The organism is Pseudomaricurvus alcaniphilus (assembly GCF_011440395.1).
In the GTDB taxonomy this organism is placed as follows: domain Bacteria; phylum Pseudomonadota; class Gammaproteobacteria; order Pseudomonadales; family Cellvibrionaceae; genus Pseudomaricurvus; species Pseudomaricurvus alcaniphilus.
Genome location: NZ_JAAOIX010000012.1, coordinates 93,936 through 117,625, shown reverse-complemented (window position 1 = coordinate 117,625; position 23,690 = coordinate 93,936). Strand labels below are relative to the sequence as shown.

The window sequence follows — 23,690 nt, the reverse complement described above, 5'->3', positions numbered from 1 at the left end:
TTCATCATTACCGGCATAGTTACTGGATGTTTGCCTCGATGGCGACTGGCCGGAGCGGCATAGTACCATCAAACACTCAGCGCAGGCCCAATCAGTTCAGGATTTCCTCAACGGACTTGCCACGCTTGGCGGCGATACCCGCTGGTGAAGCCATTTCCTTCAACGCCTGGAAGGTAGCGCGAACGACGTTCACCGGGTTGGTGGAGCCGTAGCACTTGGCCAGTACGTTCTGGACACCTGCCATTTCAAACACGGAGCGCATCGCGCCGCCGGCAATTACACCAGTACCCTGGGATGCAGGCTGCATGAAAACCTTGGAACCGCTGTGACGACCGGTAGTCGCGTACTGCAGCGTGTCGCCGTTCAGTTCGACTTCGATCATGTTGCGGCGGGCAGATTCCATCGCCTTCTGGATAGCGGCTGGCACTTCACGGGCCTTACCGCGACCGAAGCCGACCTTGCCATTACCATCGCCGACGACAGTCAGGGCGGTAAAGGTAAAGATACGTCCACCTTTAACGGTTTTGGCAACCCGGTTAACCTGAACCAGCTTCTCCTGGAAGCCTTCTTCGTTACGTTCTTCTTTCTTGTTAAAAGCCATATCTCAACCTTTAGAATTCCAGACCAGCTTCACGCGCAGCGTCAGCCAGAGCTTGTACGCGACCATGGTATTTGTAACCACTGCGGTCGAATGCCACAGAAGAGACACCGGCAGCTTTGGCACGTTCAGCAATCAGTTTGCCAACGGCTTGAGCGGCGTCTTTGTTGCCGGTCTTGCCATCACGTAATTCTTTGTCCAAAGTTGAGGCGCTGGCCAAAACCTTGCCACCATCGGCTGCAATAATTTGTGCGTAGATATGTCGCGGAGTGCGGTTGACACACAGACGTGTGGCACCCAATTCGCTGATCTTGGCACGAGCACGGCGCGCACGCCTTAAACGGGATTGTTTCTTTGCGTTCATGACCTGGGCCCTACTTCTTCTTAGCTTCTTTACGATGGACGAACTCGTCAGCGTAGCGAACACCTTTGCCTTTATAAGGCTCTGGTGGCCGGAATGCGCGGATTTCCGCGGCTACCTGACCGAGCAACTGCTTATCAGCGCTCTTGAGTACGATCTCAGTCTGACTTGGGCTCTCTGCTTTTACACCTTCAGGAAGGGTATAAACGACAGGATGGGAGAAACCCAAAGTCAGGTCTACAGTTTTGCCCGCAGCTTTGGCACGATAACCAACACCCTGGAGTACCAGCTTCTTTTCGAAGCCTTGACCTGTACCCTGAACCATGTTGTTTACCAGGGCACGTGTGGTGCCCGCCAATGCGCGAGACTGCTTGGCGCCATCTTTAGCAGCGAATTTCAGGACACCTTCTTCCTGAGATACTGCAACACTGCTATGTATGGTATGGGCCAATGTACCATTGCTGCCTTTAACTGAAATCTCCTGACCATCCAGGGTAACAGTTACACCAGCGGGCACTTCAACCGGACTATTTGCAACTCGTGACATAACGAATTCCCGTTTAAACTACTTGTTACTGTTAACTTACAAACGTTAAACCAGTGTTAGAATACGGTGCAGAGAACCTCACCACCAACGCCAGCGGCGCGAGCAGCACGATCAGTCATAACACCTTTGCTGGTGGATACGATGGCGATACCAAGACCACCACGAACCGATGGCAAGCCATCTTTACCAGAGTAATTACGCAAGCCGGGACGGCTTACTCGATCAAGTTCGGCAATAACCGGCTTGTTCTCAAAATATTTCAGCTCGATGGTCAGCACTGGCTGAGCGTCTTCACTGACTGCAAAGCCACCGATGTATCCTTCTTCTTGCAATACACGAGCGACATTGGTCTTCAGTTTTGAAGCAGGCATGGAAACATCGACCTTGCCTACCAGCTGAGCGTTGCGGATACGGGTCAGCATATCTGCCAACGGATCTTGCATACTCATAATTTATGCTCCTAAATTCTGCCGTAGCTTACCAGCTGGCTTTAACCAGGCCAGGGACATCACCGCGCATCGCTGCTTCACGCAGCTTGTTGCGGCACAGGCCAAATTTGCTGTAGACACCGTGCGGGCGACCAGTTACACGACAGCGATTGCGCTGGCGAGCAGGACTGGCGTCACGCGGCAATTTCTGCAGCTTAACCTGGGCTTCCCACAGTTGTTCTTCCGGAGTTTCCGGATTCGCAATAATCGCTTTCAACTCGGCGCGCTTGGCAGCGTACTTGGCGACAGCTTTAGCACGCTTTACTTCGCGCGCGATCATAGATTTCTTTGCCATTATCCGATTCCTTAGCCTTTAAACGGGAAGTTAAACGCTTTTAACAGCGCCAGACCTTCTTCGTTAGTGCGAGCGGTAGTCGTGATACAAATATCCAGACCGCGCAACTTGTCGACCTTGTCGTATTCAATCTCAGGGAAGATGATCTGCTCAGAGACACCCATTGAGAAGTTTCCGCGCCCGTCGAACTGCTTCGGGCTGATACCGCGGAAGTCGCGAATACGAGGGATCGCAATGCCGACCAAACGCTCAAGGAACTCGTACATACGCTCAGAGCGCAGAGTAACCTTACAGCCAATCGGCCATTCCTCGCGGACCTTGAACGCAGCAATTGACTTGCGCGCCTTGGTCACTACAGGTTTTTGGCCAGAGATCTTTTCCAGATCACTAACCGCATTCTCGAGGACTTTTTTGTCCCCGATAGCCTCACCCACACCCATGTTCAAGGTGATCTTTGTTATGCGAGGCACTTCCATCACGTTATCCAGCTTCAGCTCTTCTTTCAGCTGTGCTGCGATTTCGTTTTGGTAAAGCTCTTTAAACTTAGCCATGTTCAATTACCGTCTGCTTTTGTCGCTGTCTGTGCGTAGTTGCTGGAGAGCTACTAGGCGTCCACGACTTCGCCGTTGGATTTGAAAACTCGCACTTTGGTGCCGTCTTCCTGGACTTTGAAACCCACGCGATCCGCTTTGCCAGTGGCGCTATTGAAAATAGCAACATTGGATACCTGGATCGGAGATTCTTTCTCCACAATTCCGCCGGCCACACCCAACTGCGGGTTTGGTTTTTGGTGTTTTTTGATCATGTGCACACCAGACACGAGCAAGCGATCGTCAGCAAGTACGTTAACTACCTTACCGCGCTTACCTTTGTCGCGACCAGCGATCACAATCACTTCGTCATCACGTTTGATCTTACGCATAACCCTGTTCCTCAACTCTCTACTGATTTCAAAAGCCCTGGCTTACAGAACTTCTGGCGCCAGAGAGATGATCTTCATAAATTTCTCGCCACGCAGTTCACGAGTAACAGGGCCGAAGATACGTGTACCCACAGGAGCATCCTGTGTGTTCAGCAGCACGGCGGCGTTATCGTCAAACTTGATCAGAGACCCGTCCTGGCGACGCACACCTTTTTTGGTACGTACAACCACGGCCTTCATTACCTGACCCTTTTTCACTTTACCACGTGGAATTGCTTCCTTTACGGTAACCTTAATAATGTCACCCACTGCGGCGTAACGACGATGCGACCCGCCGAGTACCTTAATGCACATAACGCGGCGGGCACCACTGTTGTCTGCCACATCCAGGTATGTTTGCGTTTGAATCATCGTCCGTCTCCGAAACTCTAAACTTTCTAAGTCTTTACAACGCGGGGTGAGAGATTAAACCTCTGTGGCGCGTTCTTCTATTTTCACCAACGACCAGGTCTTGGTTTTAGACAGCGGGCGGGATTCTTCAATCACTACCACATCACCTGTCTTGCACTCATTCTTTTCATCATGAGCTTTCAACCTGGTTGATTTACTAACGTACTTACCATAAATCGGGTGCTTAACACGGCGTTCGATCAGGACAGTGATGGTTTTATTCATCTTGTCGCTTACGACCTTACCGCTTAACTGACGTACTAGCTTGTCTGTCATTGTTAGTCACCTGCCTTTTGATTCAGCACTGTTTTAATACGAGCAATATCGCGACGTGTCTGCTTGAGCAGGTGTGTCTGATTCAGCTGACCAGTAGAAGCTTGCATACGCAGCTTAAACTGCTCTTCAAGCTGCTTCAGTAATTCAGCATTCAGCTCTTCAACAGATTTTTCGCGGAGTTCTTGAGCTTTCATCACATCACCGAACGTTTCACGAAAGTTGTATTGAGTGGCAACTTGGCAGCGGCCAGTGCGAATGCCTCGCGAGCCAATTCTTCAGAAACACCTTCCATTTCATAAAGAACCTTGCCTGGCTGAATCTGGGCGACCCAGTATTCAACGTTACCCTTACCTTTACCCTGACGTACTTCCAGGGGTTTGCTGGTAATTGGCTTGTCAGGAAACACACGAATCCAGATTTTTCCGCCACGCTTGATGTGACGAGTCATAGCACGACGCGCAGCTTCAATCTGACGCGCTGTGAGACGACCACGTGCATTTGCCTTCAAACCATATTCGCCAAAGCTAACCTTGGAGCCACGTTGGGCCAGACCGCGGTTGCGGCCCTTCATTTGCTTGCGAAACTTTGTACGCTTCGGTTGCAGCATGTTGCGTACCCCTTACCTTGAGCCTTTTTTCTTCTTCGACTTGTCTTCAACAGCATCAATGCCGCCAATGACTTCGCCTTTGAAGATCCAAACTTTTACGCCAATGATACCGTAGGTGGTTAGACCTTCGGCGTGGGCGTAATCGATGTCAGCACGTAAAGTGTGCAGAGGTACACGACCTTCACGGTACCACTCGGTGCGCGCGATTTCTGCGCCACCCAGACGACCGCTAACCTGGATCTTGATACCTTCAGCGCCCTGACGCATAGCGTTCTGTACCGCGCGCTTCATAGCACGACGGAACATAACACGACGCTCAAGCTGCTGAGCTACACTTTGTGCAACCAGAGTTGCATCCAGATCCGGCTTGCGGATTTCCTCGATGTTGATATGCACTGGGCAACCCATTTGCTTACCAACTTCAAGCCGCAGCTTTTCAACGTCTTCGCCCTTCTTGCCTATCACAATACCTGGACGGGCAGTGTGGATAGTGATGCGAGCGGTGTTAGCCGGACGCTCAATTTCCACACGACTGACGGAGGCGCTTGCCAGTTGCTTCTCTATGTACTTACGTACTTTCAAATCGGTGTTGAGCTTGTCTGCGTATTCATCGCCACCGGCATACCAGGTAGAGGTATGCTTTTTGACGATGCCCAGACGAATACCTGTCGGATGTACTTTCTGACCCATAACGTCCGTCTCTTACTGATCGGCTACTTTAACGGTGATGTGACAAGTGCGCTTAAGGATGCGATCTGCACGTCCTTTAGCACGCGGCCTGATTCTTTTCATGGTCAGACCCTCATCGACGAATATAGTTGACACAGTCAACTCATCCACATCAGCACCTTCGTTGTGCTCGGCGTTTGCTATCGCAGACTCCAGCACTTTCTTAACAATCGCTGCGCCCTTTTTCGGACTGAAAGCCAGAATGTCCAGTGCCTCTTCCACGTGTTTGCCCCGTATCTGATCGGCTACCAGACGCGCTTTCTGTGCCGACAACTGAGCACCGCGTAATTTTGCTGATACTTCCATTGTTAGACCTCTTAGCGCTTGGCTTTCTTGTCTGCAACGTGACCACGATAGGTACGTGTTGCAGCAAATTCGCCCAGTTTATGTCCAACCATTTCTTCGTTAACGAGAACGGGGACATGTTGACGACCGTTGTGCACAGCGATAGTCAGGCCCACCATTTCCGGCATAATCATGGAACGGCGAGACCAGGTCTTAATCGGACGACGGTCATTTTTTTCGATCGCTGTTTCAACCTTCTTAATTAAATGAAGATCGATGAAAGGACCTTTTTTCAGTGAACGTGGCACTGCACTTTCCTCTTCAGCTAGTGTTTAACCTGTCGCTTATTTCTTACCGCGACGGCGTACAATCATCTTATCGGTGCGCTTGTTCTTGCGTGTCTTCGCACCCTTGGTAGGTGTACCCCACGGGGATACCGGGTGACGGCCACCAGAAGTACGACCTTCACCACCACCGTGCGGGTGGTCTACCGGGTTCATAGCAACACCACGAACAGTTGGACGCACACCGCGCCAACGAGTAGCACCAGCCTTGCCCAGAGAACGCAGATTATGCTCACTGTTGGATACTTCACCCAACGTTGCACGGCACTCACTGAGAACCTTGCGCATTTCACCACTGCGCAACCGCAAGGTCGCGTACTGGCCATCGCGCGCCACCAGCTGGACTGAAGTACCGGCAGAGCGGGCCACCTGGGCACCTTTACCTGGCTTCAATTCAACACAGTGGATAACACTACCCACAGGGATGTTGCGAATCGGCAGGGTGTTGCCAGCTTTGATAGCGGCAGCCTCACCAGACTCGATCACATCACCGGCTTTCACACCTTTGGGGGCGATAACGTAGCGTCGCTCACCGTCGGCATAACACACCAGTGCGATATTGGCAGTGCGGTTCGGATCGTATTCCAGGCGCTCTACAGTAGCCGGAATACCATCTTTATTACGCTTGAAGTCGATAACGCGGTAGTGCTGCTTGTGACCACCACCCACATGACGGGTAGTGATACGACCGTTGTTGTTACGACCACCAGACTTGCTTTGCTTTTCCAGCAGAGGCGCGTAAGGCGCACCCTTGTGCAGATCCGGGTTAACAACACTGACAACAAATCGACGACCGGGAGATGTTGGTTTACGTTTTACAATAGGCATCGCAACTATCCCCTTATTCCGCTACCGAAAAGTCAATTTCTTGACCTTCGGCCAGACGTACATAGGCTTTTTTCCAGTCGCTGCGCTTGCCCATACCATGACGGGTGCGCTTGGTTTTACCCTTGACCAGCAGCGTACGTACTTCTTCGACATTAACCTTGAACAGCTTTTCAACTGCAGCTTTTATTTCCGGCTTGGCGGCGTCGCGCAATACCTTGAAAACCACCTGGTTGCTGGTATCACCAGCCAGTGAAGCTTTCTCGGAAATTACAGGCCCCAGCAGGACTTTAAACAGGCGCTCTTGACTCATCCCAGCATCTCCTCAAACTTTTTCAGAGCAGGTACGGTCATTACTACCTTGTCGAAACGAATCAGGCTGACAGGGTCAACACCCTGCACATCGCGTACGTCAACCTTGTGCAGGTTGCGCGAAGCCAGATACAGATTCTCACTAATGTCGTGAGAAACGATCAACGCATCTTTCAGGTCGTACTGAGCCAACTGCTGAACCAGTGACTTGGTCTTGGGAGCGTCAATATCAAAAGACTCAACCACAACCAGGCGATCCTGACGATTCAGCTCTGACAAGATGCAACGCAGTGCTGCGCGATACATTTTCTTGTTCAGCTTTTGAGCGTGGTCGCGAGGCTGGGCAGCAAAAGTAACGCCACCAGAGCGCCAAATCGGGCTGCGAATAGTACCAGCACGAGCACGACCAGTGCCCTTCTGACGCCAAGGCTTCTTACCGCCACCAGAAACCGCTGCGCGGTTTTTCTGTGCCTTGGTTCCCTGACGTGCACCCGCCATATAGGCAGTGACCGCCTGGTGAACCAGGTCTTGATTAAACTCTTTTCCGAAGGTGACTTCCGATACAGAAACTGTACCTTTGGCGCCTTCGGGAGTTGCAATATTCAAATCCATCGTCGATACCCTCGGAATCTTAACCGTCACGGCGCTTGGTTGCAGGGCGCACGAATACATCTCCACCGGGAGCACCGGGGATAGCACCTTTAACCAGCAGCAGATTGCGCTCGGCGTCGACCCGAACAATTTCCAGGTTCTGAACAGTTACTCGCTCAGCGCCCATGTGTCCGGACATTTTTTTGCCCTTCATTACACGGCCCGGAGTTTGACACTGGCCAATAGAGCCAGGCGCACGGTGAGACAAGGAGTTACCGTGAGTAGCGTCTTGCATGGAGAAGTTCCAGCGCTTGACGGTACCGGCAAAGCCTTTACCTTTGGATGTACCAGTTACGTCGACATACTGACCTGCTTCGAAAGCAGCAACAGTGATCTCGCCGCCAACTTCGAAAGCTTCGCCTTCGTCGTTGCGCAGTTCCCAAACGCCGTGACCGGCTTCGGTAGATGCTTTGGCAAAATGACCAGCCTGAGACTTGGTCACACGGGAGGCTCGACGAGACCCTGCGGTTACCTGTACAGCATTGTAACCGTCGGTTTCTTCGCTCTTAACCTGGGTGATGCGATTGGGGCTAACCTCAATCACAGATACAGGAAGGGAAACACCTTCTGCGGTGAAAACGCGGGTCATACCGCTCTTCCGACCGACTATACCAATCGTCATTTCAATAACCTCTCAGTGTACGGGGCTTTTACCCGCTATGGCCGCCCATTTCAGAGCGTTACACAACCCAAACTAGTTGGGTATCGGCACAAATTGTATTTAAACTTGAACTATATAAACCGCTTTATCAGCCAAGACTGATTTGCACTTCGACGCCGGCCGCTAGGTCCAGCTTCATCAATGCATCTACAGTCTTTTCGGTGGGCTCCACAATATCAAGCAAACGCTTATGTGTGCGGATTTCGTACTGGTCGCGCGCGTCTTTGTTGACGTGCGGAGAGATCAATACGGTGAAACGCTCTTTGCGAGTCGGCAGCGGTATCGGGCCGCGCACCTGGGCGCCTGTACGCTTAGCGGTCTCAACGATCTCCTGGGTAGAAGTATCGATTAATTTGTGATCGAAAGCCTTAAGGCGAATCCGAATGCGTTGATTCTGCATGTGAACCAAACTCCAGTAATCTTCAAAGAACCAGGGCCGCGGTTACAGCGACCCTACACACTTTCTTATTTGGGTAGACCCAAAAAAGAAGCGGAATTCTATAGAGCTTGGCAGGGAGAGTCAACACCTATTTGCGTCCCTATTTGCAAGCACCGAGCTGCAAATACCGAGTAAAACCCAAATGGTTTGCCGAGGGCGGCGACTGTAATCAATAAAGCCTGCGATTACAAGAGCCAGGCGCGCAATTCGGATGTGGCGGCTGGTGTTGAGGCTGGTGTTGAGGCTGGCGCGCCAGCCTAGCGGGCGACCTGGGCCGCGGCGGGAGAAAAGCGGATTTCGCACTTCAGGCCGGCCGGCAGGCGATAATCCGGGTTGGGCAGCAGCAGGCGTACACCGAAGGTGCCACTGGCGGCATCCAGCACCTGGTCCACTATATCGACGGTCGCCTGGTAGCTGCCGTTCCAGGGCTTGTCCAGGCTGACGCTGGCACTGCCGCCACTGGCGATGGCGCCGTAGTACCTGGCCGGCACCACCACTTCCACATGCAGCGGGTCGAGCTGCACGATATTCAGCACCGGCTCTTCACCCACGTATTCGCCCAACTCCAGGAACGTGTCCACCACCACGCCATCGAGGGGGCTGCGGATGGTTTTTTGCTGCAACATGGCGCGGGTCTGCTCCAGCTCATAGCCGTAGATGCGGTTGGTGATAATTATCTCGTCCCGCTCCTGCTCCGAAATCAGGCTCTTGCGGTACAGCTCTTCATTGCGCTCAATGGTGCGCCGGCCGTAGTCCGCCTGGGCCTGGTTCAGGCGCAGGGTCGCCTGCTCCACCTCGGAGCGCAGCTGGATCAGCACATCCCCCTTTTTTACCAGGCTGCCTTTTTTCACCGCCACCTCTTCGATCACCCCCACTACCGGGCTGGCAATCATGACGTCGAGACTGGGCGTCAACAGGCAGCCCAGCCTTGGCAGGCCGCTGTCATCGAGGTCTGATCCCGCCGCGCTTGCGCTCCCGCCCGAGTCTGACTCCAGGGTCTGGCCCAGGGGCACGGCCAGCAGTTTTTCTGCTTCCGTCTGCGGGGCGGCAGCCAACGGCAACGGCAGCAGGGCCCACAACAAGGCACACGGTACAAGCATTGGCCGTATATATAGAAGTTGTAATAATCGGGGTCGTATAAACATCAGTTACCGCGTCCAGAGAAAGCCAGCAAATCGCCCTGCTTTAGATCATATTCAAGTGTCGACTGACGCGCCAGATAGTTCTGCCGCTCCACAAATTGTTGTTCCACCTGTAATGCCTGCAGGGCCATTTTTTGACCGGCGGCATTATTGAGTCCCAGCGAGCGACTGCTGGCCAGCAGGCTTTTACCGCGCAGCGTCCGGGCCGGCGCATTCTCCAGCGACAACAGCATTTCGAAGCTGCCCGGATCCCCCTGGCGGGCGCAGCGGCCGGCCAACTGGCGATCAACACGGCCCGACTCATAGCGATCGGTGAGTATGACGTGCAGGCCACCGGCCTCCCGCACCAGCGGTGCCAGTTTGATATCGGTGCCGCGGCCGGCCATATTGGTCGCCACCATCACCCGCCCCGGCTGTCCCGCCTGGGCCACCAGTTCGGCCTCGGCCTGGTCCTGCTTGGCGTTGAGCACCTGGTGCTCGATGCCGGCCCGGCGCAAATAGTCGCTGGCCTCTTCCGAACTGGCCACCGAACCGGTGCCAATCAGCACCGCCCGGTTTTGTACCAGCAATTCCTGACAGCGACGCACCAGTGCCTGCCAGCGCTCGGCATCGGTGAGGAACACCCGCGGCGGGTCGATACGGCGCCGCTCCGGCTTGTGGGTCGGGACCCGGGTAACGGCCAGGCCATAGGTATCCCAGAACTCCTGCCGCACCTCCCAGGCGGTACCTGTCATGCCACAGAGGCAGAGGTAGCGACGAAAGAAGTTCTGGTAGCTGATCCTGGCCTCGGTGACCCGCTGCCGGGTCAGCTCACAGCCCTCCTTCAATTCGACCATCTGGTGCAGCCCCTTCTCCCAGGAGCGGCCTTCCATCACCCGACCGGTCAGCGGGTCAATCAGCTCCACCTTGCCGTCGCGCACCAGGTAATCCTTGTCACGCTGGTAGATATAACGCCCCAGCAGCGCCTTGTGGACGATTTCCTCGCGCCGGATGGCGCCTCGCCACAGCGGCCCCAGGCCCTCGCTGAGTTCGCGAATAGTGCGGGTACCCTGCTCGGTCAGCTCGATCTCACGGCGCTGGACATCGTGGCTGAAGTCCAGCCCCTCCTGCAACTCCAGCGACAGCTCGAAGGCCTCTTCGATAAATTGCTGCTGGTCTTCGTTGCCGCGATTGGCGGATATGATCAGCGGCGTGCGCGATTCGTCGATCAGGACACTGTCGGCTTCGTCCACCAGGGCGAAGTGCAGGCCGCGCAGTTGCAAGGCGGACTCGAAGCGGGGGCTTTTCAGGGCTTCAACATGCAGGCGCAGCGGCTGCACTTGTGGCAGTTTCATCTGGTCGCGCAGGTAATCAAACACCAGCTCCTTGCCGGTCACGTAAACAATATCGGCCTGGTAGGCCTGGCGTCGCTGCGCCGGCGTGGTGGCGTGGATAATAAGGCCGGCACAGAAGCCGAAGCACTGGTACAGGGGCGCCATCTCCTCGGCGTCGCGCTGGGTCAGGTAATCATTGACCGTGACCACATGCACCGGCATGCCGGCCAGGGCCGCGGTAATCACCGGCAGCGCCGCGGTCAGGGTTTTGCCCTCGCCGGTTTTCATCTCCGCCACCCGCCCCTGCAACATCACCCAGCCGCCGAGCAACTGGCTGTCAAAGTGACGCATGCCCAGCGTGCGCCCGGACAACTCGCGAATGATGGCGAACACCTCCGCCACCAGCGGGTCCTGCAGGCCTTGCTGGCGCAGGGCAGCGGCCAGCTCTCGCACCCGCTGCAGCAGCTGTTGCTCGGTCTCGGCCTCACAGCCCCGGCTGTGCTCGGTCACCAGGCGCAAAAAACGGCGCTGGCGCCTCCGCAAGCGCCAGCGGTTCAGCTCCAGCTTGCCTTTGGCCTGGGTCGACAAGCGCTGCAGCCAGCCAGACTCCGGCGGCGGCCGCTCGGGGCGGTGGCGATAATCAGCCGGTGCGTGGCATGCCGAGGTGATCAATTAGAACTCCAGTTCGCGCAGCAAGATCCGGCGCAAGCTGCGATAGATGCGATAGCCCACCGGCTCCGGGGAGTGTTCAAAGCGCACATAGGCGCGCTCCCCGACCCGGTAGGCGGCGGAGCCCGTGAGCTGCAGATCCACCAGGAAGACCGGCTCAAACGCCGTCGCCGCTTGCTGGTTGGCCGGATCCAGGGCAAACAGGCCACCCCCCTCCACCGCCAGCGCCGCACTGGGTAATTCCCGCTGCGCACTCGGTACTTCCCGAATCAGCCTGGCTGGCACCACCCGGTCGAAATCTTCCGCCACCCTGACGGTGACGGCGCGCACGTCACTGCGCACCGCCTCGATGTCGTTTTGCCCCAGCGCCGCACGCACCTGGTACTCCCCCGGTTGCAGGACGTAGCCCAGCAGTGTGCCCCGGGGGATATAGCGGGCCTCGGGGTCTACCGGCAGGGTCAACTGGTAGCGCCCCGCGGCCGGGCTCCTGACCACCAACTCGCGCTGCTCTTCCAGGCTGCGAGCCAGCTCCGCCCGGGCCTGGGCAATCTCTTCTGCGAGGATACCGGCTTCGTTCTGGCGCTCGTCGGCCACCGCCCGCTGGTACAGCACCAGCAACTCCTTCAGGCGACCGCTGAATTTCGCTACCTGGGTGTCGAGGGTTTCGTTCTGGCTCACCAGCAGGGTCTCACCGGCACTCACCATGGAGCCGGGAGCCACCACCAGCTGCTGCAGAAAACCGTTACTGGCGGTGATAATGCGCGCCTCATCCGGCGCCCAGACCACGCCGTGAGTCACCGTCATCTTCGGCAGGGGAATGATAAACAGCAGCACCCACACTGCCACCAGCAGTGCAGCGACCCCCGCCGCTACCCGGGCCCGTTGCCTGCGCACCGTTTTATCCGTCATCAAAAACTTGAGCATAGCCACCAGCGGTTTACCAAACATGTTATAGAGTGCCAACAGCGCCAGCAGAATACCAACAAAAAACAGCTCGCTGGCGACAAAAAGGACAATCGTAAAGGTAATGAAAACCCGGTAGACGAAGCTGGCCAGCGCGTAGATCAGCAGCCAACGGCCCTCGCCTTTGCCATAGGCCGGGCTGGTCGCTTCATCGCCAAACCCGAGCATATAGCGCTTGCACAGCCAGGCCACCTGGCGCGTGCCCCTGGAGGCCAGGTTGGGAATTTCGAGAAAGTCCGCCAGGGTGTAATAGGCATCAAAGCGCAATAGAGGGTTGCCGTTGAAAAGCAGGGTCGAGACACCGGAGATCAGCAGGGTGTTGAAAGCCACGCTGCGAACAACCCCCGGCTCGACACTGACCCACACCCACATCGCCACCGCGGCGATAAACGCCTCGATTAAAATACCCGCGGCCGACACCAGCATGCGCTGGTATTTACTGTGGAACGCCGCCGACGCCGAGGCATCCACATAGGGAATGGGCATAAAGATCAGGAACATGATGCCCATCTCGTGCACCTCCCCGCCCCAGCGCTTGACCGCATAGGCATGGCCAAACTCGTGCACCAGTTTCACCAGCGGGTACACCAGCCAGATCAAAAACAGGTTCTCGACCGCCAGCACCCGGTCGGCCAGGTTTTCGGTCAGCTGTGGCCAGTGATACGCCGCCTGCCCCAGCGCCCAGCCCACACACAACAACCAGATCAGGCCGCTGAGGGGGTTGTAGAGCCAGCGACTGAGGCCGGCGGTGCGGGCCAGGAACGGCTCCGGGTCCAGCAGCGGAATCTTTACCGCCAGCGGCGATTTGACTGCGGCCAGCAGGCGGTTCTGTTTTTCCTTGCGCTGGCGTTTATTGAGTTCGGCGATATCCGGGATGATATCGGTCTGGATGGCATCGACCCGATACAGTTGCGACAGCAGCTGGATCACTTCATCCTGGGACGGCATTTCGTCGCCCAGTTGCTCGCCGGCACTGTGCCACAGGTCATCCAGGCTGCGGCGGCCATCCATCAAGCCGATAAGACTGTAGGCCTGCGGGGTAAAGCGGTGGTAGCGACCGGTGGCGTCATCCTGGATCACGTACCAGACGGCGCCGCGAAACACGTGGCGATTGATAATTACATGGGAGCGCAAACGCGGTTTTAAGTCCGCGACCCGGTGCCAGGAGGGACTGAACAGCGAGGCTGACATCTACACCTCAGTGCGCTGCAGCAATTTACAGAACATCTGTGCAGCGCGGCACTTTATGCCATCAAAGTACTTCAGCACGACAAAGTACTTCTGCTTTTCAATGTACATCAGGGCCACCAGGACCAGGCCTTCAACTTGAGCCACTGCAGCAGCGGGTAGGTCCAGATCCAGATCAGTTTGCGCTCACCCACTTCTATTTTGCCGACGCCTTCCATGCCCGGGCGCATACCGTCGATCGGGTCGTTGAGCACGGCCTCCACCCGAAAGTAATTACCGCCGTCCCGGGCCTCGGTCACCGGCGTCACCTGCGAGACCTCAAATTCCGCCACATGTTCGGGCATGGCATTGAGCACCAGGCGACCGCGCAGCTGTTCTTTGATAGACGCCATGCGATGCTCATCGACCCACAATATCACCCGGTAACTGTGCAGCGGCGCCACTTCAAACAGGACTTCGCCCTGCTCCACCGCACTGCCCAGCCGCTGGCTCAGGTCACCACTGGTGACTATGCCGTCAAAGGGCGCCCGCAGGCGGGTGCGGGCCAACTGGCTGTCGAGCAGGTTCAACTGGGCCCGATTTTGCTCCAGCTGTGCTTGCAGCACTGCCGCCTCGGCCCGGTCGCGAGTGGCCACGGCCTCTTCGTACTGGCGCTGTAATTTGGCCTGTTCACTCAAATAGCTAAGTTTTTCCAGGGTCAAGTCGCGGTCGTCCAGGCGACTCATCTCCTGTCCGGCCACCACCCGCTCACCGGCTTTCACATCCGCCGCCTCGAGGTAACCCTCGAACGGTGCGACGATGGCCCGGCGCACCGAGCCCTCCAGCACGCTGTCGGCCGAGACCCGGTAAGTGCCTTCGGCGACACTGAAAAATACCACCACCAGCAATACAGCGATCAGGGCCAGCTTGCGCCCCAGGTAACCGCTACCCAGTAGCCTACCCAGTTGCCTGGCACAGGCGGAAAACAGGTGCTGGTACCAGTTTTTATCCTGCTCGCGCTTGTTGCGCAGCGCCTCGCCGGACAGCGCCACAATGCTGCGAATCTGGTCCACCTCGTGTTCATTGAAGGGGGTGTCCGCCGGTCGCTCCAGGGTCACCGCGCCAAAGTAGTGACTATCCGAATACAGCGGTACGGTCAGTAAACTGGCATTGCCGTAGGACGACGAAAACTGGGCGTGCTCCCGCGCCACCAGCAGCCCACCGGCATCGGCGGGCAACGGGTAATTGATCACCCCGCGCTGCTGCACCGCCTCATCCATCACCCCGGACAGGCGCCGAATCAGGTTCATTTTTTTACCGAACTGGGCACTGTGGGACAGCGCGGTGACATTCACCAGCGTGCCTTTGACCAGCCCGAAGCTGACCCGGTCGCAAGTCCAGGCCGCCGCCAACTCGTTGACGAAGGTCATGGCGGCGCTGTTAAAGTCCGCCTCCACCAGCACCGCACCCAACAGGTCTACCGCCCCTGACAGGCGCTCAAACTGCAAATTCTTTTCCCGCCCGCGATGGCGGCGCAGCAACAGTTCAATCCAGGCACTGCCCCACTGCACCTGCTCCATAATCGCCGGCAGCACCTCACTGGAGGCCCGCAGCGACAGTGCCACCACCCCGGCCAGCTCATCATCGACACGAATGGGGAAAGCCAGCCCATAGCCGCCAGAGGCGAGCGAATGCACCAGCCCCGCCGCTTCGGCCAGGCCCTCTTCGATAAGGGCCGTAAACTCTTCGTCAGGTTGGGATTTTTCCGGCCAGACCGCCGTGGGCAAGAAGCCGGCGTCGCCGCTGTCCAGCACCAGGGCAGCCATTGTGACGCCGCCAACACGAACGCACATCAACTGCAGCCAATACTGGCAGTACTCTTCATAACTGGTTGCGGCGCTGAACTGGGCCCAGGCCTGGCGCAATCCATCGTGCAACCCAGCCTGGGTTGTATCCGATTCTATTTGCATACTGCTACTGCATTAACCAACTTCACGCGACAGAAAAACCCCACCCGAAAGCTATCCGGGCAGGGTTTGGTTTTACCCACTACTTACGGCTGCGCAGATAGCTGGATACAAACAATGCTAGTGACTGCCCTGGGCAGCCGTTGCCTCGACACTGCCTTCGCCAATCTCACCGAAGCGCTCTTCGTACTTGCTCAACACACTGGTTAGCAGAGTGTTGAGGCGCTTGGCGGCATAGGGGTTGAGAATCATACGGTCAGACAACTCAATCACCAGCTCTCTCTGCTGTGCATTCCAGGCCTGGTTCAAGCCGAATAACAGTGTCACCTCCTCCCGGGTGCTGGACACATTACACACGTTGGCGTAGGTGCTCTTCATGCGGGTATCATCCCATTTGATCTTCGGTGCTGCTGGCGCTTCTTTTGGCTTATCCATTTTTATTCCCGCTGTCTGTTAGTGAAAAGTTATAATTATCTAACTTCAGTGCAACTTGGTGTTCCTGAAAGCTTGCTCCCACGCGCTGCAGGCGACAGGCTTTGTTTCGCCAGCGCCAACAAAACACTGTTTGCGCTCATCCCAGCGTTTAACGTGACGCTGCTTGTGACGCAGCTTATCAAATCCCCGCTGCACAATCTTCACTGAATTGGAACTCTCGCCAGAAGCCAGTTTCCAACCCGCCAGACCGGCCACTGCGGTGACGGCCGCCAGTTTGTTATCCCCGTCACTGCCAGGCAAAACCGCGCTTATAGTCAGCTCATCCGTGTCTGTTTCGGTGGCGCTTACCTCAGCCTGTCGTGACTGTGTCATCGGCGCCTGATTGGGGCTCGCTGTGACCTCTGTAACGGCTGCAGCAGGCTCGCTCTGCCCTGCAGCATCCACGCTCTGCCCTGCAGCATCCACGCTGGTAGTGACCAACTCCGCGGCTGTGAGGGGCTGCTCGGGCAGTGGCACCAGCAGATGCTCATGGCTAGCCCGCAACTGCTTGAGCCTGGCCTGCAAGATCGTATCCGGTGCCGGGGTATCCGCAGCCATGGTATCTGCCTGGCGAGCCGCTGCTTTGATCTTGGCACCGGGGCTAACCGGGCGTGACACTGTGGCATCTGGCCGGCTAAACGCGCCGGCATAAGTCGCCAGCAGTTTCGCGTCTATCCATGCGGGCAGTTCACGGGTGCCTGCGGCGAGGGTGGCATCCATCCAGTCGCCTTGCTCCGCGTCATGATCGGTTGCCCCGTGGCCGTGGCCCAGTACATGCCCCATTTCATGGAACAATACGCTTACCAAATCCATGCGCCCGGCGGCTTCATCGCCAGCCTGCAGGCTGCCATCAGCCAACAGCCGGAATTCACTGTCACTCGCTGCGGTGGCATCGACAAACCAGCCCCAACCGGCCGCCTCGCGATCAATCCAGATTACGCCCTTGTCGTAGGTGCCCAGTTGCAGGCCGGGCAAGTCGGCAATGCGCACTGCAGTGTTATGCAGAGCCTCCAACTGTGCAGCGTCCAGTGTTGAGGCCAGGCGCGCTATCGCGGCCTGGACGGTGGCACCCAGCTGCTCGGCCGTCAACGCTGGCAACGGGGCGCTCGCCAGCTGTTGTGTGGGGGCGGCTGCCGCCAACAAGGTCTCCGGGCTCTCTTCGAAAGCGAGGTCGTTGGTTTTTACCTCGACATCATCAAAGTTAGCAACGCCATCAGTGGCCAGCAGACCAAAACGCCCATCCACGGTGGCCGCATTAAACACGTAGCCCAAGACCACGTTGCCATCGATTTCGACGCTCACCGAAGTGCCTTTCAGTGACAGGCTGAGACGGTAATCGGTACCGACATCTATCTCTTTGGCGTAGGTGGCATCGGTGACCCAACCGCTCTTGGCGGTGTGGTGGCCAATGATCACCTGGTCGGTGGCGGCATCAATCGCAACGAACTTGAAGTGGTCGCTGTCGTAGTAGTCGAACACCAGGCCGGCCCTACCCTCGGTATTCAGCGTTGCCGCCAGCTCCAGTATCGACGACACGTTGAGGCTGTCGACGCCGAGATCCAGCAGGCTGATGGCTTTATCCCCTGCCGGTGTGGCGCGATAGGACTCGTCAATAACCTCCCACCCCGGCGCAGCGGCATCAAAGTAGGGGTCGGTACCAGAGTCAAATTCTTCCAGTGCCTGGAAGGTAATTTGCGGCGGTAATATCTGCACCGCAATATTGTCGAACACGCCGCGTGAATTGTCGGACCCCATACCCACCAGGCCATAATTCAAGCCCACACTCCAGCCGTCGATCACCCTCGGGGTAAAGGTATGACTGAAAGTGGTTTTGTTATCCACCAGCAGGGTCACATTCAGGCCGTTGACAGAGAGCAGCAAGTTATAGGTTCTGTCTGCCTTAATACCACCCTGGAACGAAGACTGTTTGTCGACGTGCCAACCGCTGGCATCGCGGTGGCCGATTTCCAGTTTGTTGGTGGACACATTGAGACCGGCGAATTTGAAGTCTTCTTCTGCCTGGTAGTCAAAAATAATGTAGCTATTGGCTTTCCAGCCCGAAGTGGGCTTGACCACGCTGACAGATGCTTGCACCTCGAAGTAATTGGGTACCGCGTCTTCGATGTGGTAGACCGCCGCCGCATCGGCGCCGAGGGATTCCGCCGCCACCTGCAACGCACCACCACTGACCGCCCAGCTGCCGCTGTCCACAGCGAAGCTGTCCATATTGCCGGTGTTAAAGTTGGCCGAACGCAGGACGTCGCGGGGACCACCGGGAATATTGCCAGGCTGCGGGTCATCCGGGGCGCCGGTCTGGTCGCGCCAGGCGAAGTCTTGCTGCCTGACCAGTCCCAACTCGCCCTCGGGCTCACCATTGCGATCCGGGTCACTGCCGGTATCCGCCGCCCGGGTGGCGTCAGCGCCATCGCCGGCCGACAGGGCGTAGAGGAACTCCTGTAGCTGCGGCTGCAAGGTGCGGCTGATGGTGAAGTTACCAAACGGCGCGAAAGGCACGATATAACTGTTGAACTCCCCGGCCCAGTCGATCAGGCGATCACCGCCGGTGTTGCCGATCAGGCGGTCGCGTCCGGCACCGCCGAAGGCGCGATCTTCATAGCTGGCGTGGGTGTCGGGCGTGTCGTTCAAGTCACCGTCGGCGCCCTGGTCATCGTCGGCGTTGAGCAAGTCATCGCCCCAGCCGCCGTACATATTGTCATTACCGGTTCCGCCCACCAGCCAGTCGTTGCCGAGGTCACCGAACAGGATGTCATTGCCGTCGCTGTAGATGCTGCCTTCCACCAGCGTACCTTCGCCAGCACTAAAGTTGAGCAGGAAGTTGGCAATGCGGGTGCGCGGCTCATACTCGTCATAAGCTGCAAATTCCCCCGTGGTGGCGCTGTAGGCCAGCACATCACCGAGATTGCCGGGGTTATCGTAAAATTCCTGCAGGGCCTCGGCCCCGGACATGGCGTCGTCACCGGAGCCGCCGTGGAGGAAGTCGTTGCCCCAACCGCCGTAGATAATGTCATCGGCATGGGCGGCATCGAACAGCGGATCGCCATTGGGACCGACACTGAAGGGGGTGAGGTCGACGGTCTTCTTCAGTTGGCCAGCCACATTAATGACCGCGGATTGCACTTTACCCGGGGTAGTGATCAGTTCGTTCAGCACATTGCCATTGCTGGCTCGGGTGTTGGGGTCACTCGCCAGTAACGGATCGATGCCGTTGAGGGACTCGCCGTAGCTGCTGCTGTTGCGGCTGGTGTAGATGCGGCCGTCGTCGCCCAGCACGCCATCGTCGCCGCTGCCACCGGAAACCCAGTCGTGGCCCTGGCCGCCAATAATGTCGTCATCCTGGCCGTCGCCGAAGAGCAGGTCGTTGCCGACCATACCGTAGATAAAGTCATCACCGGACTCACCGTGCACTTCGTCGGCGGCCCCCAGGTCTGTCGCTGCCGCGACCGCATCAAAGTCATGTCCCCCCGGGGTGTAATCCAGCAACTGCGCCGCGCGCACGGTAATCTTGTGCAGCGAGCCCGTGTCGGAATTGTAGTTGTCGTAGTTGAAGTTGAGGTACTGGTCGGCGTTGGCGCTGCCATTGATACCGACTATGCGGAAGATATTGCCATTGTCACCAATAATCATATCGGCATCGCGGGCATGGCCGCTGGCACTGGCATCACCACTGTGATTGCGGTCAGTAGCTGTACCGGCACCGCCAAAGAGCAGGTCGGCGCCATCGCCGCGCTGGCTGGCATCAGTGAGGCCAAACAGTTCAGAGTTGCCGCCGATAATATCGTCCTGGCCGAGGTTACCGAAGATCACGTCGTTTTCACCGCCGCCCTCGATATAGTCATCGCCGTCAGTGCTACTTTCAAAGGATGCCTGAATTTGCAGCAGGCCATTGGCGTCGCGGCTGGCGCCCACACTGACGCTGTTGGTCTCGTCCAGCCAACTGGCAATGGAACCGTCGCCCTGGATCGTATCGTTGCCGCGCTGGCCGAAGATGGTGTCGTTGTCGGCGCCACCGGCGAGGTAATCGTTACCGAAGAGATCGTCGAGACCGTCACCGACAGTGATGGTCCAGTTGCTCCAGGTGGGAATATCTGCGCTCGGGCCGCTGAACTGCTGACTCATATCCACCAGTTCTTCACCCTGGTTGTCGTACAGGAGCCCGCCCTGCAGGGCGCGATAGCGGGGATTGGTGTTGGCCGCGCCTGCGCGACTGGTCAATACCGCCTGGTCGCCAAATATCAGGTCGTTACCGGCTTTACCATCGATCACGTCATCGCCGATACCGCCGAAGAAGATATCGTCGCCGCCACCACCTTCAATAATGTCGTTACCGCCCTGGTCATTACCGCCATCGGTACTGGTAATTTGCACCGAGCCATCAACGGGGTTACACACCCAGGCACCGTTGTCGCCGATAACGATGTTGTTGCCCATACCAACGCTGATCTGGTCATCGGCATAACCGCCAAAGACAATGTTATCGCCGGCGCCCGCGTTGATAATGTCAGCACCGCCGATGCTGGGCAGCGTGTTGATTACGTGCTTGAGCGCGCCAGCGTCATTAAAGTACACCTCGCCGTGGTCACCGATGATGATATCGTCGTCACCCGCGCTATCAATCTCATCGCCACCGGCACCACCGAGAACGACATTAAAACCCGCACCGGCGTCGATAATGTCCTTGGCGCCGGTAGTCTCGTCAATATCCGTGGACTTGATCAGTATGCTGGCTGTGTAATCAATGCTGCCATTGTCACCGATAATAATGTCATCACCACCCAGAGTGGTGATGGTGTCGGTGCCAAAGCCGCCAATAACCGCATTGGTGCCCGCCAGGGTAATAGCGTCGTTCCCACCGTCGCCATGAGCCGTGCTTTGCATAACATCGAGGACGCCGGCGGAGTAATCGAGGCGACCGTTATCACCGATTACCCGGTGGAGGCCATCAGCCGCATCAACAAAATCACTGCCCATTCCGGCAATCACAGTTTTATCACCATCGCCCAGATCGATATCGTCGGTGCCCCCGGCCGCTGTATTCTGGCTGACGATGCTTACCAGCAAGCCGTCTGACCAGGTCATCTCGCCGTTATCGCCGAGGATAAAGTCGGTGCTGTCGCCGGTGTCGATGTCATCTATCGCCAGACCATTAACACCATTCACGCCGCCGATTACCACGTTGACGTCAGTGCTGCTGGCGCCGCCAAGACTTAAAGTATCGCCATCACCGACGGTGCTGGTGCTCTTCGCAGTTTGCAGGATGTTGGTGGTGCCGCTGGTGTCGTAATCGAACTCGCCCTCGTCACCGATCACGTAGCGGGTACCGATACTGTCTAGAGTGGTCTGCACGGTATCGGCGCCGATGCCGGCAATCACCACCTTGTCGCCACTGCCCAGGGTGATGGTGTCGTCACCGCCGCCGGTCTGCAGCAACAGGCTTTGCATATTACTTAACTGCTCTTCGCCTGCATCACCGGTGTAGGTCATGCTGCCGTTATCGCCCAGCACATGGTCGGTGCTACTGCCTGTCTCGACAGTGATGATGTCGTTATCGCTGCCGCCAATGACCTGGTTGGTATCGCCGGAGAGGGTGATTTCATCCTCCCCGCCGTTTCCATCTGAAGTACTCTTCATACTGCGCAGGGCGCCGGCCGTGTAGCTAATCTCACCGTTGTCACCAATGACCCGGTGGATTCCGCTGGTGCCAGTATCCACTGTGTCGTTGCCGACACCGGCAATCACGGTTTTAAAGCCGTTGCCCAAATCGATATCATCAGTGCCACCGGCCGCTTCGTCCTGACTGACGATACTGACCAGCAAACCGTCTGCCCAGGTTATCTCGCCATTATCGCCGAGGATATAGTCGGTGCTGTTGTCGGTGTCGATATCGTCGTTACCGACGCCGCCGATCACCACATTAATGTCGTTGCCATCGACACCACCGAGGGTCAGGGTGTCGTCACCACCGTCGGTGCTGGTGCTCTTCGCGGTTTGCAGGATGTTGGTGAGGCCGCTGGTGTCGTAATCGAATTCGCCTTCATCGCCGATGACGTAGCGGGTGCCGGTGCTGGCGGTGGTCGTTAACACCTCGTCCTCGCCCTTGCCGGCAATCACCACCTTATCGCCGCTGCCCAGGGTAATTGTGTCGTCACCACCGCTTTCATTGAGCAAACTCTTCATATTGCTCAGCTGCTCAACACCGGCCGCGCCGGTGTAGGTCATGCTGCCGTTGTCGCCAAGCACATGGTCGGTGCTGCTGGCGGTACTGACAGTGATAATGTCATTGTCGCTGCCGCCGATCACCTGGTTGGTGTCACCGGAGAGGGTAATTTCATCCTGGCCGCCGTTGGTATCCGATGTGCTCTGTATACTGCGCAGCGCGCCGGCCGCTGTGGCATCGTAATCGATAGCGCCGTTGTCACCGATGACCCGGTGGATGCCGCTGGTGCCAGTGTCGACTGTGTCGTTACCGACGCCGGCGATGACTGTTTTAGAGCCATCGCCCAGGTCGATATCATCACTGCCACCAGCCCCTTCGTCGTCGCTCGCCATGCTGTCAATAATGCCGGCGGTCCACTGGATGATGCCGTTATCGCCGAGGATAAAGTCGGTGCTGTCACCGGTGTCGATGACGTCCGTACCAGCAACTCCATTCACGCCGCCGATCACCACGTTGACATCAGTGCTGCTGGCTCCGCCCAGGGTCAGGGTATCGCCATCACCGACGGTACTGGTGCTCTTCGCGGTTTGCAGGATATTGGTGGTGCCGCTGGTGTCGTAGTCGAACTCGCCCTCGTCACCAATCACGTAGCGGGTACCGATACTGTCGGGAGCGGTCTGCACGGTATCGGCGCCGATGCCGGCGATCACGACTTTGTTACCACTGCCCAGGGTGATGGTGTCGTCACCGCCGCCGGTCTGTAGCAACAGGCTGTGCATATTGCCCAGCTGCTCATCCCCAATCGCGCCGGTGTAGGTCATGCTGCCGTTATCGCCCAGCACATGATCGGTGCTGCTGGCGCTACTGACGGTGATGATATCGTTGTCGCTACCGCCAATGACCTGGTTGGTGTCACCGGATAGGATAATGGTGTCCTGGCCGCCATTGGTATCCGAGCTGCTGCTCATTGTGCGCAGCGCACCGGCGTCATAGGTTATCTCACCGTTGTCGCCAATGACCCGGTGAATGC

25 protein-coding genes (1 of these 25 only partly in view) are annotated in these 23,690 nt (G+C 57.2%); all 25 read right to left on the bottom strand.

The window, feature by feature from the left end; translation table 11 throughout:
- Nucleotides 1-91 precede the first annotated feature (91 nt).
- On the bottom strand, nt 92-601 hold the full coding sequence (rpsE, locus tag G8764_RS19800) for a 30S ribosomal protein S5 (protein ID WP_166167160.1): 510 nt from the start codon (nt 599-601) through the stop codon (nt 92-94).
- 10 nt (nt 602-611) lie between these two features.
- Nucleotides 612-962, bottom strand: a complete 351-nt coding sequence (rplR, locus tag G8764_RS19795; protein WP_166167157.1) for a 50S ribosomal protein L18 — start codon at nt 960-962, stop codon at nt 612-614.
- A gap of 10 nt (nt 963-972) precedes the next feature.
- The gene (gene rplF, locus G8764_RS19790; protein WP_166167154.1) at nt 973-1,506 is read right to left on the bottom strand and encodes a 50S ribosomal protein L6; all 534 of its coding nucleotides are present in this window, start codon (nt 1,504-1,506) and stop codon (nt 973-975) included.
- Between the two features lie 56 nt (nt 1,507-1,562).
- Nucleotides 1,563-1,955, bottom strand: coding sequence for a 30S ribosomal protein S8 (gene rpsH / locus G8764_RS19785; protein ID WP_166167151.1), 393 nt, complete (start codon nt 1,953-1,955; stop codon nt 1,563-1,565).
- A 28-nt stretch (nt 1,956-1,983) separates the two neighbouring features.
- Nucleotides 1,984-2,289 carry a 30S ribosomal protein S14 gene (gene rpsN / locus G8764_RS19780; RefSeq protein ID WP_166167148.1) on the bottom strand — a complete coding sequence of 102 codons (306 nt, stop codon included), beginning with the start codon at nt 2,287-2,289 and terminating at the stop codon, nt 1,984-1,986.
- 11 nt (nt 2,290-2,300) lie between these two features.
- Nucleotides 2,301-2,840 (bottom strand): 50S ribosomal protein L5, encoded by a 540-nt coding sequence (gene rplE, locus G8764_RS19775; protein ID WP_166167145.1) that lies wholly within the window; start codon nt 2,838-2,840, stop codon nt 2,301-2,303.
- Nucleotides 2,841-2,893: 53 nt separating this feature from the next.
- On the bottom strand, nt 2,894-3,211 hold the full coding sequence (gene rplX, locus G8764_RS19770; protein ID WP_166167142.1) for a 50S ribosomal protein L24: 318 nt from the start codon (nt 3,209-3,211) through the stop codon (nt 2,894-2,896).
- 42 nt (nt 3,212-3,253) lie between these two features.
- Complete coding sequence (gene rplN / locus G8764_RS19765; protein ID WP_166167139.1) at nt 3,254-3,622, bottom strand: 50S ribosomal protein L14; 369 nt, start codon at nt 3,620-3,622, stop codon at nt 3,254-3,256.
- A gap of 54 nt (nt 3,623-3,676) precedes the next feature.
- Nucleotides 3,677-3,937 carry a 30S ribosomal protein S17 gene (rpsQ, locus tag G8764_RS19760; RefSeq protein WP_166167136.1) on the bottom strand — a complete coding sequence of 87 codons (261 nt, stop codon included), beginning with the start codon at nt 3,935-3,937 and terminating at the stop codon, nt 3,677-3,679.
- Between the two features lie 2 nt (nt 3,938-3,939).
- Nucleotides 3,940-4,131: a 50S ribosomal protein L29 gene (gene rpmC, locus G8764_RS19755; RefSeq protein WP_166167133.1), complete on the bottom strand. Its 192-nt coding sequence runs from the start codon at nt 4,129-4,131 to the stop codon at nt 3,940-3,942.
- The gene (gene rplP, locus G8764_RS19750; RefSeq protein ID WP_166167130.1) at nt 4,131-4,544 is read right to left on the bottom strand and encodes a 50S ribosomal protein L16; all 414 of its coding nucleotides are present in this window, start codon (nt 4,542-4,544) and stop codon (nt 4,131-4,133) included. Before rplP ends, rpmC begins: the two co-directional genes overlap by 1 nt.
- 12 nt (nt 4,545-4,556) lie before the next feature.
- The gene (rpsC, locus tag G8764_RS19745) at nt 4,557-5,234 is read right to left on the bottom strand and encodes a 30S ribosomal protein S3 (RefSeq protein WP_166167127.1); all 678 of its coding nucleotides are present in this window, start codon (nt 5,232-5,234) and stop codon (nt 4,557-4,559) included.
- 12 nt (nt 5,235-5,246) lie between these two features.
- On the bottom strand, nt 5,247-5,579 hold the full coding sequence (gene rplV, locus G8764_RS19740) for a 50S ribosomal protein L22 (RefSeq protein WP_166167124.1): 333 nt from the start codon (nt 5,577-5,579) through the stop codon (nt 5,247-5,249).
- 11 nt (nt 5,580-5,590) lie between these two features.
- Nucleotides 5,591-5,866 (bottom strand): 30S ribosomal protein S19, encoded by a 276-nt coding sequence (gene rpsS / locus G8764_RS19735; RefSeq protein ID WP_166167121.1) that lies wholly within the window; start codon nt 5,864-5,866, stop codon nt 5,591-5,593.
- 36 nt (nt 5,867-5,902) lie between these two features.
- Complete coding sequence (gene rplB, locus G8764_RS19730; protein WP_166167118.1) at nt 5,903-6,730, bottom strand: 50S ribosomal protein L2; 828 nt, start codon at nt 6,728-6,730, stop codon at nt 5,903-5,905.
- 13 nt (nt 6,731-6,743) lie between these two features.
- A complete protein-coding gene (gene rplW / locus G8764_RS19725) occupies nt 6,744-7,040 on the bottom strand; it encodes a 50S ribosomal protein L23 (RefSeq protein ID WP_166167115.1) in 297 nt (98 codons plus the stop codon).
- A complete protein-coding gene (gene rplD / locus G8764_RS19720) occupies nt 7,037-7,651 on the bottom strand; it encodes a 50S ribosomal protein L4 (RefSeq protein WP_166167112.1) in 615 nt (204 codons plus the stop codon). Before rplD ends, rplW begins: the two co-directional genes overlap by 4 nt.
- A 19-nt stretch (nt 7,652-7,670) precedes the next feature.
- Nucleotides 7,671-8,312, bottom strand: a complete 642-nt coding sequence (rplC, locus tag G8764_RS19715) for a 50S ribosomal protein L3 (protein ID WP_166167109.1) — start codon at nt 8,310-8,312, stop codon at nt 7,671-7,673.
- Between the two features lie 127 nt (nt 8,313-8,439).
- Nucleotides 8,440-8,751, bottom strand: coding sequence for a 30S ribosomal protein S10 (gene rpsJ / locus G8764_RS19710; RefSeq protein ID WP_111643375.1), 312 nt, complete (start codon nt 8,749-8,751; stop codon nt 8,440-8,442).
- 296 nt (nt 8,752-9,047) lie between these two features.
- Nucleotides 9,048-9,890, bottom strand: a complete 843-nt coding sequence (locus G8764_RS19705) for an efflux RND transporter periplasmic adaptor subunit (RefSeq protein ID WP_166167106.1) — start codon at nt 9,888-9,890, stop codon at nt 9,048-9,050.
- Nucleotides 9,891-9,934: 44 nt separating this feature from the next.
- The gene (locus tag G8764_RS19700; protein ID WP_166167103.1) at nt 9,935-11,917 is read right to left on the bottom strand and encodes a preprotein translocase subunit SecA; all 1,983 of its coding nucleotides are present in this window, start codon (nt 11,915-11,917) and stop codon (nt 9,935-9,937) included.
- The gene (locus G8764_RS19695; protein ID WP_166167100.1) at nt 11,918-14,068 is read right to left on the bottom strand and encodes a hypothetical protein; all 2,151 of its coding nucleotides are present in this window, start codon (nt 14,066-14,068) and stop codon (nt 11,918-11,920) included. It lies immediately after the preceding gene.
- A gap of 107 nt (nt 14,069-14,175) precedes the next feature.
- On the bottom strand, nt 14,176-16,014 hold the full coding sequence (locus G8764_RS19690; RefSeq protein ID WP_166167097.1) for a GAF domain-containing protein: 1,839 nt from the start codon (nt 16,012-16,014) through the stop codon (nt 14,176-14,178).
- Nucleotides 16,015-16,131: 117 nt separating this feature from the next.
- Nucleotides 16,132-16,446, bottom strand: coding sequence for a DUF3467 domain-containing protein (locus G8764_RS19685; RefSeq protein WP_166167094.1), 315 nt, complete (start codon nt 16,444-16,446; stop codon nt 16,132-16,134).
- 45 nt (nt 16,447-16,491) lie between these two features.
- Nucleotides 16,492-23,690, bottom strand: partial view of a DUF4347 domain-containing protein gene (locus G8764_RS19680; RefSeq protein WP_166167091.1) — the 3' portion only. 26,017 nt of this gene lie beyond the right edge of the window; the window shows 7,199 of its 33,216 coding nt (coding positions 26,018-33,216); the start codon falls outside the window, past its right edge — the gene reads right to left on this strand; it ends in the stop codon at nt 16,492-16,494.